The sequence below is a fragment of the Ruminococcus sp. FMBCY1 genome, from assembly GCF_023921805.1.
Taxonomy (GTDB): Bacteria; Bacillota; Clostridia; order Oscillospirales; family Acutalibacteraceae; genus Ruminococcoides; species Ruminococcoides intestinale_A.
The window spans coordinates 244,176-258,074 of record NZ_CP074197.1; the positions used below are offsets into that span (position 1 = coordinate 244,176).

Annotated in this window: 12 protein-coding genes; 7 read left to right on the forward strand and 5 right to left on the reverse strand. The window is 38.9% G+C overall.

The window, feature by feature from the left end; all coding sequences use genetic code 11:
• Window positions 1–62: 62 nt before the first annotated feature.
• Genes purF through guaA form a run of 4 tightly spaced genes read left to right on the forward strand, consistent with a single transcriptional unit; the run spans window position 63 to window position 5,877 of the window.
• Window positions 63–1,520 (forward strand): amidophosphoribosyltransferase, encoded by a 1,458-nt coding sequence (purF, locus tag KGF34_RS01135; protein ID WP_252559558.1) that lies wholly within the window; start codon window positions 63–65, stop codon window positions 1,518–1,520.
• Window positions 1,521–1,550: 30 nt separating this feature from the next.
• On the forward strand, window positions 1,551–2,987 hold the full coding sequence (purB, locus tag KGF34_RS01140) for an adenylosuccinate lyase (RefSeq protein WP_252559559.1): 1,437 nt from the start codon (window positions 1,551–1,553) through the stop codon (window positions 2,985–2,987).
• A 46-nt stretch (window positions 2,988–3,033) separates the two neighbouring features.
• Window positions 3,034–4,311 (forward strand): adenylosuccinate synthase, encoded by a 1,278-nt coding sequence (locus tag KGF34_RS01145; protein ID WP_252559560.1) that lies wholly within the window; start codon window positions 3,034–3,036, stop codon window positions 4,309–4,311.
• Between the two features lie 18 nt (window positions 4,312–4,329).
• A complete protein-coding gene (gene guaA / locus KGF34_RS01150; protein WP_252559561.1) occupies window positions 4,330–5,877 on the forward strand; it encodes a glutamine-hydrolyzing GMP synthase in 1,548 nt (515 codons plus the stop codon).
• A gap of 164 nt (window positions 5,878–6,041) precedes the next feature.
• Here the strand turns inward: guaA and KGF34_RS01155 are convergent, their stop codons facing one another.
• From KGF34_RS01155 to KGF34_RS01175, 5 genes are all read right to left on the reverse strand, one after another.
• Window positions 6,042–6,623: a hypothetical protein gene (locus tag KGF34_RS01155; RefSeq protein WP_252559562.1), complete on the reverse strand. Its 582-nt coding sequence runs from the start codon at window positions 6,621–6,623 to the stop codon at window positions 6,042–6,044.
• Window positions 6,624–6,632: 9 nt separating this feature from the next.
• Window positions 6,633–7,163, reverse strand: a complete 531-nt coding sequence (locus tag KGF34_RS01160; protein WP_252559563.1) for a helix-turn-helix transcriptional regulator — start codon at window positions 7,161–7,163, stop codon at window positions 6,633–6,635.
• A 668-nt stretch (window positions 7,164–7,831) separates the two neighbouring features.
• Window positions 7,832–8,794, reverse strand: a complete 963-nt coding sequence (locus tag KGF34_RS01165; RefSeq protein ID WP_252559564.1) for a TlpA disulfide reductase family protein — start codon at window positions 8,792–8,794, stop codon at window positions 7,832–7,834.
• Between the two features lie 4 nt (window positions 8,795–8,798).
• Complete coding sequence (locus tag KGF34_RS01170) at window positions 8,799–9,752, reverse strand: 4Fe-4S binding protein (RefSeq protein ID WP_252559565.1); 954 nt, start codon at window positions 9,750–9,752, stop codon at window positions 8,799–8,801.
• Complete coding sequence (locus KGF34_RS01175) at window positions 9,745–9,909, reverse strand: CD1871A family CXXC motif-containing protein (protein WP_252559566.1); 165 nt, start codon at window positions 9,907–9,909, stop codon at window positions 9,745–9,747. Before KGF34_RS01175 ends, KGF34_RS01170 begins: the two co-directional genes overlap by 8 nt.
• A gap of 194 nt (window positions 9,910–10,103) precedes the next feature.
• Here KGF34_RS01175 and KGF34_RS01180 point away from each other — a divergent pair, with 194 nt between their 5' ends.
• The 3 genes from KGF34_RS01180 to KGF34_RS01190 all read left to right on the forward strand — a co-directional run bounded on the left by KGF34_RS01180 (window position 10,104) and on the right by KGF34_RS01190 (window position 13,523).
• Window positions 10,104–11,432, forward strand: a complete 1,329-nt coding sequence (locus KGF34_RS01180; protein WP_252559567.1) for an IS30 family transposase — start codon at window positions 10,104–10,106, stop codon at window positions 11,430–11,432.
• A gap of 280 nt (window positions 11,433–11,712) precedes the next feature.
• The gene (locus KGF34_RS01185; protein ID WP_195410757.1) at window positions 11,713–12,387 is read left to right on the forward strand and encodes a response regulator transcription factor; all 675 of its coding nucleotides are present in this window, start codon (window positions 11,713–11,715) and stop codon (window positions 12,385–12,387) included.
• Window positions 12,388–12,455: 68 nt separating this feature from the next.
• Complete coding sequence (locus tag KGF34_RS01190) at window positions 12,456–13,523, forward strand: HAMP domain-containing sensor histidine kinase (RefSeq protein ID WP_337401472.1); 1,068 nt, start codon at window positions 12,456–12,458, stop codon at window positions 13,521–13,523.
• The last annotated feature ends 376 nt before the right edge of the window (window positions 13,524–13,899 follow it).

The following is a 13,899-nucleotide window of genomic DNA, read 5'->3' on the forward strand; positions in this document are numbered from 1 at the left end:
TATACATTTACAAATCCCGTTTTCGGGCATTAGTTTGATATTTTTACGGATGGTGGCGCTTTTTGAAAAATTCTTTCGATAATTACGCAAAAGAAGGACTGCACGAGGAATGCGGTGTTTTCGGAATATTTAGTGACGGCACAATTAACCCTGCCTATGCTTGCTACAACGGCTTGCTTGCTTTGCAGCATCGTGGTCAGGAAAGCTGTGGTATTGCCGTTACCGATGACGGTGTAATAGATTATCATAAGGATATGGGACTTGTTACCGAGGTTTTTAATAACCGTATTCTTGACTCTTTGCAAGGTCAGATGGGTATTGCTCATGTCCGTTATTCGACTGCCGGTGGCTCTGTGCTTGAAAATTCACAACCTCTCGTTATGCGTTATGTCAAGGGTACGCTTGCTGTGGCTCACAACGGCAACCTTACCAACGCCCTCGAAATTCGCAGTCAGCTTGAACAGACAGGTGCTATTTTTCAGACCACTATCGACTCTGAAGCTATCTGTTATGTTATCGCAAGAGAAAGACTGAAATGTCATTCTGTTGAAGAGGCGGTTGCCCGTACTATGAGGGTTATTAAGGGTGCATATTCTCTGCTTGTTATGAGTCCGAGAAAACTTATTGCCGCCCGTGACCCGCACGGTTTCCGTCCGCTTTGTATGGGTAAGTATAATGATTCCGTGGTATTTGCAAGTGAGAGCGCAGCTCTTGACGCATGCGGAGCAAAATTTATCCGAGATATTGAACCCGGTGAAATTGTGGTTGTTGACAATAAAGAAATCCGCAGTATTAAACCGGATTTCGGAGAAGAAAAGAAGCAGTCACTTTGTGTTTTTGAATATATTTATTTTGCTCGCTCGGACTCCTTTATTGACGGTATCAGCGTCTATGAGGCAAGAAAACAGGCAGGCAGAATTTTGGCAAGGGAGTTTCCGGTAGAGGCGGATATGGTAGTCGGCGTACCTGAATCGGGTATTGACGCCGCCATAGGCTACAGCGAAGAATCCGGGATTCCTTATGAAAAAGCTATTGTAAAAAACAGCTATATAGGCAGAACTTTCATTAAACCCAGTCAGAAAGAGCGTATGAAGAGTGTGCGCATAAAACTTAACCCTATTGCAGATAAAATAAAGGGTAAGCGTGTGGTCATTATTGATGACAGCATCGTGCGTGGTACTACTGTTGACAGAATTGTCACTATGCTCCGTGAAGCAGGTGCCAAAGAAGTTCATATGCGTATAAGTTCACCGCCGTTTATGTGGCCTTGCTACTACGGTACGGATATTCCGTCAAGGGGAGAGCTTATTGCCTGCAACCATACGGTTGAAGAAATCCGTCAGCTAAGCGGTGCGGATTCACTCGGTTATCTTCCCGCAGACAGCCTGCGTGAAATGTTGCACAATGCTCCGATAGGCTTTTGTGATGCTTGTTTCAGCGGTAATTATCCTGCTGAAACCACAAAAAAGGCCTTTAAGGGCAAAGAGCGTGGCGGTATGAATTTTGATAAAAAATGCTGATAAACCTACATTCTGAAAGGATTTACTAATATGATTAAGGATACCTATGAGTCACCCTTGTCTGCAAGATATGCAAGCAAGGAAATGAAATATATTTTTTCTCCCGATATGAAATTCCGTACCTGGAGAAAACTTTGGATTGCTCTTGCTGAGGCTGAAATGGAACTTGGACTTCCTATCACTCAGGAGCAGATTGACGAGCTTAAGGCTCACGCTGACGATATTAACTATGAGGTTGCTCAGGAGAGAGAAAAGCTTGTTCGTCATGATGTAATGTCACATGTTTATGCTTACGGTGTACAGTGCCCTAATGCAAAAGGCATTATTCACCTTGGAGCAACATCATGTTATGTCGGTGACAATACAGATATTATCATTATGACAGAGGGCTTAAAGCTTATCAGAAATAAGCTTATTACCGTAATCCGCAATCTTTCAAAGTTTGCAGATGAGTACAAAGCTCTTCCTACACTTGCATTCACACATTTTCAGCCTGCACAGCCAACAACAGTAGGCAAGAGAGCAACTCTTTGGTTACAGGAATTGCTTATGGATCTTGAAGATGTAGAGTATCAGCTTTCAAAGGCTAAGCTGCTCGGTTCAAAGGGTACAACAGGTACTCAGGCAAGCTTTTTGGAGCTTTTCGAGGGCGACCACGAAAAATGTAAGGCACTCGACAAGAAAATTGCTCAGAAAATGGGCTATAATTCTTGCTTTGCCGTTTCAGGTCAGACCTACTCAAGAAAGCTCGATTCTCAGTTTTTAAATGTACTCGCAGGCATTGCTCAGAGTGCGTCTAAGTTCTCAAATGATATTCGCCTTTTACAGCATCTTAAAGAGGTTGAAGAACCGTTTGAAAAGAATCAGATCGGTTCATCTGCAATGGCCTATAAGCGCAACCCAATGCGTTCGGAGCGTATAGGTTCACTTTCCCGTTATGTAATGTGTGATGTATTAAACGGTTATTTCACAACTGCGACACAGTGGTTTGAAAGAACTCTCGATGACTCTGCTAACAAGCGTTTGAGTATTCCGGAGGCATTCCTTGCCGTTGACGGTATTCTTTCACTTTATGCAAATGTTGCAGACGGTCTTGTAGTATATCCAAAGGTTATTGAGCAGCGTTTAAGAAAAGAACTTCCGTTTATGGCTACAGAGAATATTATGATGGACGCAGTTAAGTACAGAGGTGCTGACAGACAGCAGCTCCATGAGAAAATTCGTGTTCATTCAATGGCTGCATCTAAGGTTATCAAAGAAGAGGGCGGCGAAAACGACCTTCTCGAAAGAATTGCTAACGATGAGGCTTTCGGTGTAACTTTAGAGGATCTCGAAAAGATTTTACAGCCGGAGAAATATACAGGCAGAGCAAAAGAGCAGACAGAGGACTTCCTCGCAGAGCTGGTTCAGCCTGTTCTTGACAAGTATGCTGACATTGAATCAGATAAGCCTGAAATCAATGTATAAAATTTATATACACTTGTATTTATATATTTAAGGAGTTTTACAAATTATGGTTAAAGCAATAGTAGGTGCAAACTGGGGAGATGAAGGTAAGGGCAAAATTACCGATGTTCTCGCAAATGACAGTGACATTGTAATTCGCTTTCAGGGCGGTGCAAATGCAGGTCATACTATCGTAAACGAATATGGCAAATTTGCTTTGCATCAGCTTCCGTCTGGTGTATTTCATCAGAATATTACTAATATTATTGGTAACGGCGTAGCTTTCAGCGTTGAAAATTTCGTAAAAGAAATCGCAGACCTTGAGAGCAGAGGCGTGCCGAAGCCAAAGATTATTATTTCAGACAGAGCGCAGATAGTTATGCCTTATCATGTTGCTTTTGACTGTTACGAGGAGGAGCGCCTCGGCAAAAATTCCTTTGGCTCAACAAAGAGCGGTATTGCTCCATTCTATTCAGATAAATACTCAAAAATTGGTTTCCAGATTAACGAGCTTTACGATGACCCTGATTCATTAAGAGAAAAAATCAAACACGCACTCGGCATTAAAAATGCTATTCTTAAGAATCTCTACAATAAGCCTGAGATTACAGAGGAAGAAGTATTTGATAAACTTATGGAGTACAAAGAGGCTCTTGCTCCTTATGTAGGAGATACTTTTGAGTTTATTCATAATGCACTTAAAGATGGTAAGAATATTCTTTTAGAGGGTCAGCTTGGCTCACTTAAGGATACCGACTTCGGTATTTATCCTATGGTTACATCTTCAAACACAATTGCAGGTTACGGCGCAGTAGGTGCGGGTATTCCGCCTTATGAAATTAAAGAAGTTATCACTGTTGTTAAGGCTTATTCAAGCGCAGTAGGTGCAGGTGAATTTGTTTCTGAAATCTTTGGTGAAGAGGCAGACGAGCTTAGAAGAAGAGGCGGCGACGGCGGCGAATTCGGTGCTACAACAGGCAGACCTCGCAGAATGGGTTGGCTTGACCTTGTTGCTACCCGTTACGGCTGTAAAGTACAGGGCGCAACACAGGTTGCATTCACCGTTCTTGATGTTCTCGGCTATCTTGACGAGATTCCTGTATGTGTTGGTTATGAGCTTGACGGCGAAGTTATCGATTACTTCCCATCAACAACAAAACTTAAGAGATGTAAGCCTATTCTTAAAAAATTAAAGGGATGGAAATGTTCAATTTCCGGCATTAAAGAGTATGACAAACTTCCTAAGGAATGTCGTGACTACATTGAATTTGCAGAAGAGCAGATTGGTGTGCCGATTAAGATTGTATCTAACGGTCCATCAAGAGATGATATTATTTACAGATAAACAAAGGCCGGTAATGTAATGGAAAACAAAGAAAGAGTAATTGTCCTCGACTTTGGCGGACAGTATAATCAGCTTATTGCAAGGCGTGTTCGTGAGTGTAATGTATATTGCGAAATACTGCCGTACACAGTCAGCCTTGATAAAATTAAAGAATTAAATCCCACCGGTATTATTTTTACAGGTGGTCCGAATAGCGTGTACGATGAAAGCTCACCGCATATTTCAAAAGAAATTTTCGAGCTTAATATTCCTATTCTCGGTATTTGCTATGGTTGTCAGCTTATGGCATATACCCTTGGCGGTGTAGTAACTCCTGCTACAGATAATTCATCTTGTGAGTACGGCAAGACGATGACCAACTATAATAAAGACGATGTTATCTTTACAAATGCTTGTGAACACGGCGTTTCTTGGATGAGTCACCGTGACTATATAAGCACAGTACCGGACGGATTTACCGTAACTGCCACGACAGCGGTTTGTCCTGTTGCTGCTATGAGTTGCCCTGAAAGAAAACTTTACGGTGTACAGTTCCATCCGGAAGTTAATCACACAGAAAACGGTAAAGATATGCTCCGTTCATTCCTTTATGATGTTTGCGGTTGTAAAGGTGAATGGCAGATGGATAGTTTTATCGATTCAACAGTTGCAAAACTTAAAGAGCAAATCGGCGACAAGGGAGTAGTCCTCGGACTTTCAGGCGGTGTTGATTCTTCTGTTGCTGCCGCTCTTTTAAGTAAAGCAGTCGGTAAGCAGCTTACCTGTGTTTTCGTTGACCAGGGACTTATGCGTAAAGACGAAGGCGACTTTGTTGAGCAGACATTTACAAAACTTTTTGATATGAATTTTGTTCGTATTAATTGCCAAGAGGAATTTCTCTCAAAACTTAAGGGCGTATCAGAGCCGGAAGCAAAGAGAAAGATAATTGGCACAGAGTTTTATAATGTGTTTTGGAATAAAATTCGTGAGAACTACGGAAGTGGTTACTTTGCTCAAGGCACTATTTATCCTGACAGAATTGAAAGCGGTAAAGGTGATGCAGCAAAGATTAAAACTCACCACAATCAGGTAGAAGTACCGCAGGATATTACTTTTGAGGGAATTATTGAACCTTTGCAGGATCTTTTTAAAGATGAAGTACGAGTAGTTGGCGAAAAGCTCGGACTTCCTCATGAACTTGTATGGCGTCAGCCGTTCCCAGGTCCCGGACTCGGTGTTCGAGTAATCGGCGAAGTTACAGCTGATAAGGTAAAAATTTTGCAGGAGGCAGATGCAATCCTAAGAGAAGAAATGGATAAGTGCGGATATGCCTCACAGATGAGCCAGTTCTTTGCAGTCCTTCCGGGTGTAAAGACAGTAGGTGTAATGGGTGATTCCCGTACCTATGATGAACTTGTGGCAATCAGAGCCGTAACAACCGACGACTTTATGACAGCCGATTGGGCAAAAATCCCATATGATATCCTCGGCAGAGTTTCAAGCCGTATCATAAATGAAGTAGACCATGTAAACAGAGTTGTTTACGATATAACCTCCAAACCCCCCGGAACCGTGGAGTGGGAGTAATTTCGCACCCGTGAAAAAGCCCGTAAATAAAGGCTTTTCGCCGTTTGAAAGCCCTCTGTGGAAACAAAATGGCAACATAATTTGAATTATTGTAAAAGTAAAGAGCTAACTGACTTTTTGAGAAGTCAGTTAGCTCTTTTTGTTTTATCGTGTATTATTGCCGATTACCAATTAATAAAGTCATAAGCTAGATTGCCAAGCTTTGATAACTCTAAATCTAAAGAATTTGCATTTAGTAGTTCTGTTATTTTTGCTTGACATTCCAGATATTGTTGCTCAGTAAGCTTGCTCCAAACGCAATCCTTAATATGCGCTTTTTTAATAATAATACTGTCAAGAGGGCAATCACACGATGAAAAATCAGGAATAGCTTTGTCTACAAATATCAAATCACTAAAAACATATAGATATTTGAATGTCATATTTATTAACTTCTGGGCAAGACCATACCCTGTTACATATTTGTTTCCGCTTCCAATTATATCTTTTATATCTTTGCAAAATAGTAATGAGGTCTTTTGTATCAAGTCTCTTGAAAAGACATAATCACATTGTTTTATTGCTTCATTTGTATCACGACATATTTTCTCTCGCGTATGCAAAAATAAGGCACTATAGTAGCGTCCAGCTGTCATCATGTCCTTATATGCCAAATCAACGCATTTTGCTTGCACCTCATTTGGGTTGTTCTTATTTGTTGACCGGCGCAATAAAGAAGATTCTAAAAAGTTTCTTTTCCAATCCATTATCTTACCTCACATATCTTTCAGTCTGTCTTTGAAAGACTCAACCATAGCATCGCTGAAATTCTGTGACGGTACTTTTACAAAACCGGAAGTTTCATCATACTTCGGATAATTGTAGCGCCACTTGTCATATTCGTCACGGTTAATGTCGCCATTATGATATTTCTCCGATTGTTCAGCCCACGCATTAAGCATTTCCGAAAGCTCGGCAGCGTCCGTCCCCTTGCGAGGGTCTGCATACATTGAAACACCGTTTTCAGTCTTTAATATTGTCAATCCGTATCTGTCCTCTAATGTAAACAAGGTGTGCATTAACCCTATATAGCTTTCAATGTCGGGAACAGAAAGAGCCTGCGGAGATATATCGAAAACCTCTGCAAGTTTATTCGTTAAATCTGTTTTTGGAGTTCTTGAGCCGGATTCATATTGTGCCATACGAATGTCAGCGGTCTTTTCAGGAAATCCGACCACCTGTCCTAAATATTTCTGTGTCATTCCGCAAAGATTACGAAAGAATCTTATTCTCTCTCCGATTGCCATAAAATTGCACTCCTTACTTATGTAATGTGCAATCAGTATATCATATATGTTTAGTATATGTCAAGCAACATAAAACAAAAAAGTTTAATATTTTCCCTAATCACGGGAAAATGTGGGATAATCAAAAATAAATATTGAAAAAGAGCATAGGAAGCTCCAAAATTGTAGTTGAAGAGACAAACAATGGAGGAGAGAAACCTATGCTCTATTTAGATGATATCAAAGTTTAATTTGAAAGTCAAGGATTTAAAGGAACACATATAGGAATCAGCCCTGATAAAGATAAAAGCGTACTGTTTCTGCAGAGCGTAAGGTCAACGCAGACAGTCCGGTGCCCTTATTGCGGAGGCAGTGTATATATTTATGAAAACGGACAAGTCAAACTAAAAGATATTCCAATACAGAGAGGTACTACACACATATGGAACTTCTTTATCCATAGATATCAATGCAACTGTTGCCACGAAACATTTACAGAAGAAATACCTTTCAAATATCCCGGAACACGGATAACATACCGAGCAGCAAACTGGATCAAGGGCTTTTTGCAGCAAAAAATCGTGATGAACCAATATAAACGAATAAACCCCAAAACACACGATTAAATGTGCCTTGGGATTTATTTCTTTATATGGTTTTAATAAGATTTAGAGAGATATTTAAAATCTTTATTTTTTACTGTTTTCAATTGCTTCATCAATAAGTTTATTAAGTTGCTGTGCTTGTGATGATGAAGTTATTGCACCAACAATTGGTTGACCTACAATATTTCCGTTTTTATCAACTACATATGTTGTTGGATATGAATAAAGACCTGAAGCAAATTTGCCGGCCTCACTGTTTGAATCAAACCAAATATTTTTGTAGGTAATACCCTTTTTAGTCAAAACATCCTTAGCCTCAGATATAGCACTCTTGTCACCGTCAAGAGTAAATGAGTTAATACCTATAACGGTACCACCTTTTTCTGCAAGTTCTTTATTAAGCTTTTCCAAATCGCCAAGTTCACCTACACAAGGATTACAAGTAGTAAACCAAAAGTTAATAACAGTTACATTGTTAGATGAGAAGATGTCATCACTGTTAACATCATTTCCGTCAAGGTCCTTACCCTTAAAGCTTGGAAACTTAGTAAGTTCGCTATTGTCACTTACCATACCTGCACTTTCAGCGTCAATACTGTCACCCTCGCTCGGCTTACTGCCACAGCCCGGATATTTTTGTTCTAAAATTGTGAGTTTACCCTCAATTTCTTTAATTTGATTTGCACCGTCTTTAAGAATTTTCAACTCATCTGCAGTAAACTTATCTTTACCGTTTTCAATAGTATTGAGCAAAAAGTCGCCATAATTTGTTCCGTCTTCAATCATAGGAGTGTCCTTATTTGCTGACATAAACACTTTTTCCCAAAGCTGTGAATTACTTGAAAAAATTTCATTTTCTTTTTGCATAAGCTTTTGATAAAGTGCAGTTGCGTCATCTAAATTGCTTGGTTCACTTTCCATTAAATTTGAAATATCAGCAGTATTATTTGACTGAGATTTGTCGTTATTTTTAGTTGTTGAACAAGCAACAAGGCTAAACATAAGCACTAAAACCATAAGTATAGTTAATATTTTTGATTTTTTCATAATTTTATTCCTCCGTTGTTATATCTTTGTTGTTATTTGTTTTAATATCTGTTTTATTATTTTCTTTTACAGTGTTGCAAAGATTTTTATCAGGCATACCAAATCCGTAGCGAAAGCTTATTGCATCAGTAGGACAAGCAGTTATACACTTACCACAACGAATACACTCAGTGCTGTTTGGTGTTTTTACTACATCAACATCCATTTTACACGCTCTTGCACATTTGCCACAAGACACGCATTTATGCTTATCAACCTTTATTCCAAGCAACGACACCTTGTTCATCAATGCATAAAAAGCACCGAGTGGACAAATCCACTTGCAAAACGGACGATAGAAAACCACACTCAGCACAACTACAATAATCAAAATAATAAGCTTTTGAATAAATTTATTTCCTAAAGCCGAGCGTATACCCTCATCAATAGCAGACAATGGAATTGCACCCTCAAGCACACCCTGTGGGCATATATATTTACAAAAGAACGGGTCGCCCATTCCAACATCATTAACCACAAGTACAGGTAGCAATATAACCGTCACCAGCAAGATGATATATTTTAAATATGTTAAAGGCTTTAGTTTTTTTGTTGAAAGCTTTTTACACGGTATTTTATTAAGCAAATCTTGAAGCCAACCAAAAGGACACAAAAAGCCACAAATAAATCGACCAAGCAACACGCCAAGCAAAATTAAAAATCCTGTTACATAATAGGAAAAATTAAATTTTGATGAGCCTACAACAGCTTGAAACGAGCCGATTGGACACGCACCTGACGCAGCAGGACAAGAGTAGCAATTTAGCCCCGGTACGCACACAGCCTTGCCATTGCCCTGATATATTCCGCCTTTAAAAAAATTAGGTAAATGAATATTTGTCAAAAGCGTTGCACCTGCCTGAATAAAAGTACGAAAACGGCTTACAAGCTTTGAAAGATTCTTTTTCCTTTTATCCAATTCCAATACACTCCAAGCATAATCTTATTGCTTTGCTAAGCACGGTGTCTGCCTCACCACGCATTGCTCCATAGCACAGCATAACCACTCCGGCAACAAGGAAACCGATTTGAAATATTGCTTTTTTTGCTTTGAACAATTTAACCACTCCCTTCATCTTTTGCCTTATTATATCACGAACGATATAAAATCCTTGTTAAGAAAGAAATTTAACAAAGATTTTATTTTTTTGTGTTATAATGTGTTATAATCTATAATAAAGATATTCCTAAATTGCCAAAGTGAAGTTCGGATTTTTGAGGAAAAAACGAGAAATACCACGGGTTCACCTTGACAAAAGAGTATGGTAAAATGAAAACGGTTACTGTCTGCGGAAAGCAGGAAAATATGAGTCGTTTATCATTGTCTGAAAGGATAGTTATTGAATGTGGAATTTACCAAAAATTAAGTTTAGGAAAGATAGCAAAAAAGATAGGAAAAACTACGGAATGCGTTTCAAGGGAAATCCGAGCAAATAGAACAATTGCACCGGGAGAGCATTTCTTTGGAAAGGATTGTCACTATGCAGGAGAGTGCAAAACCAAAGGATTATGCGGAAAGGATGGATGCTCAAGGCGGTGTGTGACTTGCCGTGAATACGATTGCAGAGAACTTTGCACAAGATACAACAATACCCCTTGCGTTGTACTTTCCAAACCGCCGTATGTTTGCAATGTTTGTGTGCGGAGAAGAAAATGCAAAGCAGATAGAGCTTACTACAATGCTCAGCAAGCAGATGCAATGGCAAAGCGGAGATATTCCAACTCCAGAAGCAAGATACAAACCCGTGGTGAAGACCTTGAAAAACTTGATGAATTGGTTTCACCGTTAATTTTGAAAGGGCAACCACTGACACATATATGGTCGGAACACGGCGATGAACTTGGTATTTCACAAAGAACTCTTTACCGTTACATCGACCAAGGTGTTTTAAGCGTAGGAAACATTGACCTCAGACGAAAGGTGGCATACAAGCCAAGACGGAAGAAAAAAGAAGTGTCCGAAGGCTTTTTGAACCAAGAATTCCGTAAAAACAGATGCTATGACGATTATCTGAAATATATGGAAAAGCATCCGGATACACCCATAATTCAAATGGATACTGTTAAGGGTTGCAGAGAGCAAGGGAAACGCCTTTTGACACTGCATTTCTGTAACACCAATATGATGCTGATGCTTCTTATGCGAGACGGAAAAGCTGATACCGTAGTGGAACAATTTGATATGCTGACAGGCCTTTTAGGACTTGAAGAATTCCGCAAAGTCTTTCCTGTAATTCTGACCGATAACGGCAGCGAGTTCAAGCATACAAGAGATTTAGAAACTACCGAGGATGGTAAGAAGAGAACCAAGGTCTTTTACTGTGACCCTCAGGCATCCTGGCAAAAGCCACAGATTGAGAAGAACCACGAATTTATCCGTTATGTACTGCCAAAGGGCAAGACGTTAAATCCATACACGCAGGAAGATATGCTTCTTCTTGCCAACAATATTAACAGTATTCGCCGAGAATCTCTCGGCAACAAATCCCCCTACGAAGCCACCACCGACAAGAGCATACTTCGGTTGATGGAGCTGATGGGATTACATACCGTACCGGCAGACGAAGTGAACTTAACACCGGCACTGCTGAAACGGTAACTTTAAACAATTGCAGATGGTGACCGCAACATATTTTTAAGCTAAGGCAGGTTGCGTTCACTTTGACAAAACGAGATTTCAATCTGTCTGCTTTGCCATGCAAAAAAGACAGTGAGATATATTAAATTTCGGCTTTTTGAGGGTATATATCCTCTTAAAAGCCACATAAAACCGCTTATTTGGCTTTTTGTTGTGAAAAGGGTATATTTACCCTAACTTCACTTTGTCATTTAAGCTAATAAAGATATTTTACCAATAATACAAGTGTTAGGAGATATTTATGCATATTTTAGTTGTTGAAGACGAGGTTGCTCTTTGTGACACAATCGTAAGAAGTCTTAAGCGTCTTGCTTACAGTGTTGATTATTGCTATGACGGTCAAAAGGCATTAGATATGCTTAGTGTTGAAAGTTTCGACCTTGTTGTGCTCGATTTAAACCTACCTAATGTTGACGGAATGACAGTATTGAAAACTCTGAGGCAAACAGACATTGACACAAAGGTTTTAATTTTATCGGCTCGTTGTGAGGTTGCAGACAAGGTTTTAGGATTAGATGAAGGTGCAAATGATTATTTAACAAAACCATTTCACTTAGATGAGCTTTCGGCAAGAATACGAAACCTTACCCTTAGAAAGTTCACTCAAAACGATATTGTTTTAAAATGTTCAAATCTTTCATTTAACACAAAAACACGCAAAGCAGATGTAAATGATGAAGAATTATCTTTAACTCGCAAGGAAACAGGAATACTTGAATATCTAATGTTAAATCAAGGCAGACCTGTAAGTCAAGAGGAGTTGATTGAACACGTATGGGACAGCAGTGTTGACAATTTCAGCAACTCAATAAGAGTGCACATTTCATCATTAAGGAAAAAGCTTCGTAATGCATTAGACTATGACCCTATTCACAACCGTATAGGCGAGGGCTATGTAATGGAGGAGAAAAAATGAAAAAACTTTCTTTACAATGGCGAATAACCTTAATGACCACAGTTTTAATTTGCATAACTTGTGTGCTAATGAATTGTTTAATCGGTTATTCAGGCAAACGATATATGGATTCAATAGGCAACGGAATATCAGCATATAGTGAAATTGATAAAGGAAAACCGAGTTCATTTAATCCGGAAAATGAAAATCCCGACAGTGAGCTTACCATTATTATCAGTGGTGCACAAGATTCATTCAATACTACTAATTGGTACATAACAATTGCCGTAAGCGTACTTGGTGGTATACTTGCATATTTTGTCAGTGGTCGTGCTTTAAAGCCGCTAAAAAGTTTTGCCTCTCAAGTAGAGAATGTACAGCCCAACAATTTGGCAGATATGAAAATAAGCGACGATGTTTTGCCTGAATTTAAACAGTTTTGTCAATCATTTAACAATATGCTTGACCGACTCGACAACGGTTTTGCTGCTCAACGGCAATTCACAGGAAATGCAGCGCACGAGTTAAGAACACCACTTGCCTTAATTCAAGCACAAATTGAACTTTTTTCTGTTGAGCACCCAAATATGAGCAACGATACAGCAGAATTTCTTGCACTGCTACAAGAGCAAAACGAAAGAATGTCACAAATGACAAAAACTCTGCTTGAAATGAGTGAGCTTCGTACAGTTGAGTGCAAAGATACAATAGAAATTGCCCCTATGATTGAAGAAATATTTACCGACCTTGCTCCCCTTGCAGAAAAAAAGAATATTCGCCTTGAATACAACGGCAATGGTATGATGATAGGCAGTGACACCTTAATTTATCGTTTATTATTTAATTTAACTGAAAACGCAATACGCTACAACAGAGAAAATGCTTCTGTAATTATAACTGTTGACGAAAAGAATAATCAGCTTTATATACGAGTTAAAGATAACGGTTATGGTATACCCGAGCAGTACAGAGAAAGTATCTTTCAACCATTTTTCCGTGTTGATAAATCTCGTAGCAGAGCATACGGCGGTGTAGGTCTTGGACTATCACTTGTATGGGAAATTGTACTTTTGCACAACGGTACGGTAAAAGCTGAAAAAAGCGACAAAAATGGAACAGTAATGCTTGTAACACTTCCCCAAAAAACAAACAAATAATTGGTTATTAAGTTTTATATAAATTTTTTAGATAAATTTGATATAAATATTATTTGTTATGGCTCTATAACAAGATGTTTTGGTTTGGTTGCCGGATTGGATTTTATTCTTGTAAGTGAGTACGGTGAAAATTGTTCAAATCCTGAAATTGTCATATATAAAAGAAGATAAATATTTTTAAAAAGCAAAATATGTAAAGATATTCACTGTTCTGTTAATTACGGTTATGTACTCGGTGTAATTGCACCGGATGGTGAGAAGCAGAACTCTTATATTTTAGGCTTGAATTATCCGCTTAAATCTTTTAAAAGAAAAGTAATTGTGGTTGTTCATCGTAATGGTGATATAGAAGAAAAATGGATTGTTACACCTGAAA